General features: G+C 60.2%; 3 protein-coding genes. All 3 read right to left on the bottom strand.

Translation table 11 applies throughout. The annotated features are described in order from the left end of the window. Positions 1 to 223, bottom strand: a 223-nt coding sequence (locus tag CW742_RS09710) for a hypothetical protein (RefSeq protein WP_292419737.1), incomplete at its 3' end; no start/stop codon positions are given. Positions 224 to 228: 5 nt separating this feature from the next. Then, a complete protein-coding gene (gene gatB, locus CW742_RS09715) occupies positions 229 to 1,683 on the bottom strand; it encodes an Asp-tRNA(Asn)/Glu-tRNA(Gln) amidotransferase subunit GatB (RefSeq protein WP_292419740.1) in 1,455 nt (484 codons plus the stop codon). A 2-nt stretch (positions 1,684 to 1,685) separates the two neighbouring features. Continuing rightward, positions 1,686 to 2,910: Asp-tRNA(Asn)/Glu-tRNA(Gln) amidotransferase subunit GatA (gene gatA / locus CW742_RS09720; RefSeq protein WP_292419743.1), on the bottom strand; the 1,225-nt coding region annotated here is incomplete at its 5' end.

Genomic DNA, 2,910 nt, shown 5'->3' on the forward strand with positions numbered 1-2,910 from the left:
CATCGATGAGGCTTCTCGGGGTTGCCGTCTCGCTCCGCCAGTTCTGGTATCCCGGCTCAAAGTCGATCTCCACGACATGGCCCCGGAGCCCGACTGTCACGGTGTCCCCGAAATGGTAGGTAGAGACCCCGGCGTCCTTTTGCTCGCTAACCTTCTTTCCGCCGGCAAGGATCTCCGCGATACGCCGGGCCGAGATGTTCTTCTCTGCAACGATCAGGTGCACGGGTGTTACGCCTCCTTCTTTTTGAGTGCTTCAGTGAGCATACGGTTCAGCTCGGCGGGGTCTGCCTTGCCCCGGGTCTTCTTCATGACCTGCCCGACAAGGAAGTTGAGTGCCTTGCCCTCGCCGTTCCGGTAATCTTCGAGAGCTTTTGGGTTTTCCCCGATGGCTTCTTCTATGGCGGCTGCAATCGCACCCGTGTCGCCGGTCGTTCTTGTCAGGCCAAGCCGGGCAACGATCGCGTCGGGTGTCTCGGTCTTTTCCTTCTTCAGCCGCTGATCAAGCATCACCCGCAGTACTTCAACCCCGCTCTTGTCCGTGATGGTCCCTGCCTTCAGCAGCCGTACCAGGGCGGCAACACTCTCCGGGTCAACGGGGTCAAGCCCCATGTCGCGGTAGTTCAGCTCGCCGATGAGCGTATCGGCAATCCACGTTGAAGCAAGCGGGGCGAGTCCTTTGGGATCGGATGCTACGACCTTCTCGAAGAAGTTGGCAAGCTTCAGGTCACCGGTAAGGGTACGGGCATGGTTGAGCGAACAGCCGTACTGCGCCATGAACCGTTCGCGGCGGGCATCCGGCAGCTCGGGGAGGACGATCCCGTCGACCCATGATTTCACCCGGAGCGGACGGAGGTCGGGCTCGGGAAAGTACCGGTAGTCATGCTCCTGTTCCTTGCTGCGCGCCGACTGGGTGACGCCCCGGCCTTCGAGGAAGTGCCGGGTCTCGCGCTCGATCCTCTGCCCGCGCCGGATCAGGTTCTTCTGCCGGGTGACCTCGAACGTGAGCGCCTTCTCCACACCCTTGTAGGAAGTGATGTTCTTCACTTCAACCCGTTCGTGCCCCTTGATCGAGATGTTGGCGTCGACACGGAGTGACCCCTCCTTCTCGGAGTCGAACACACTCAGGTATTCGAGCGTGGCACGGAGCTTGTTCAAAAACTTTCGCGCTTCCTTGGGTGAACGCATATCAGGCTCGGAAACAATCTCGATGAGCGGGACACCGGCACGGTTATAGTCCACGAGCGAGTACTTCCCGCGTTCGACATTGCCCATGTGCACGAGACGACCTGGGTCCTCCTCGACATGAATGCGGGTGAGGCGGATCTTCTTCTCCCCGCCTGCATCGCCTTCGATCTCCAGGTAACCTCCCTCGGCAAGGGGCTTGTCGTACTGCGTGATCTGGTATGCCTTATCAAGGTCAGGGTAGAAGTAGTTTTTCCGGGAGAACTCGGACTCGTTGACAATCTCACAGTTGAGGGCCTTTGCCACCTTCATGGCGTACTCGATGGCCCGCTTGTTCAGCGCCGGCATGGCGCCGGGGAGGCCGAGGCAGATGGGGCAGACATGGGTGTTGGGGCCGTCGCTGCGGTAGTCGGTGGAGCACCCGCAGAAGAGCTTGCTCTTGGTGTCCAGCTGGCAATGTACCTCGAGCCCGACAATGACCTGGGTGTCTTCTTCTGCCATCTTTAGTTCACCGCCTGCTCGTAGGCATACGCAACATCGACCACACGCTCGTCCTCGAAGTGACGGCCCATAATCTGGAGGCCGACCGGCATTCCCTCTGATTTTCCGCACGGTACGGAGATTGCCGGGATACCGGCAAGGTTCGCGGGAACCGTAAGGATGTCGGCAAGGTACATCGAGAGCGGGTCGCTCTTCTCCTTTAACCTGAACGCGATAGTCGGCATGGTCGGGCCGGCGATCACGTCAACGTCTTTGAAGATCCGCAAAAAGTCCTTCCTGACATTCTCGCGGGCGATCTGGGCCTTGGCATAGTACTTCCCGTAATACCCGCTTGAGAGGGCAAACGTACCGAGCATGATCCGGCGCCGGACCTCGGTACCGAATGCGCTGCTCCGGACTTCCTGGTATGCATCGTGCCAGGACTTTTTCGTGTCTGCTGCCGGGCCGTACCGGACCCCGTCGAACCGTGCAAGGTTGGAACTTGCTTCGCAGGTGCAGGTCACATAGTACGCTGCGAGTGCGTACTCCATGGAGGGGATGCCGCACGGGATGGTGGATGCGCCGAGTTCCTCCAGCCGGCCAATCGCTTTCTTTACAACAGCAGCGACCTGCGGGTCGACACCCTTGCCGAAATACTCTTCCGGTATACCAATCTTCAGGCCTTTGATGTCCGCCCTGGGCGTATGATCATAGGGCTTGTTCTGCGAGGTGGAATCATGACGGTCGTAACCGGCAATGACGCCCATGAGGGTGGAGACATCGGAGACGGTCTTTCCCATGGGGCCGATCTGTTCGAGCGAGTTGGCGTACGCGATGAGGCCGTACCGCGAAACACGGCCGTAGGTGGGTTTCAGGCCGACGATGCCGCAGAATGCGGCAGGGCACCGGATGGACCCGCCGGTATCCGTGCCAAGGGCCATCTTCACCATGCCGGCAGCAACTGCTGCGGCGCTCCCCCCGCTGGAACCGCCCGGGACGCGCCCGGTGTCGCAGGGGTTGAGGGTGGGGCCGAACGCGGAGTTCTCGGTGGTGGTCCCAATCCCGAATTTGTCCATGTTGGTCTTGCCCGCGATCGCGGCGCCTGCCTGTTTCAGGAGCCCGACAACATGGGCATCGTACGGGGGAACATAGCCCTTGAGGATCTTCGAGGCGCAGGTGGTCTCGATACCCTGTGTCGAGATATTGTCTTTGACGGCAACTGTGATGCCGGCCAGTTTACCACTGGTA

Source organism: Methanoregula sp., assembly GCF_002835825.1.
Taxonomy (GTDB): Archaea; Halobacteriota; Methanomicrobia; order Methanomicrobiales; family Methanospirillaceae; genus Methanoregula.

Coding starts and splice junctions, on each gene's coding strand:
- gatB (WP_292419740.1), bottom strand. CDS start 1,683: ATGGCAGAAGAAGACACCCAGGTCATTGTCGGGCTCGAGGTACATTGC.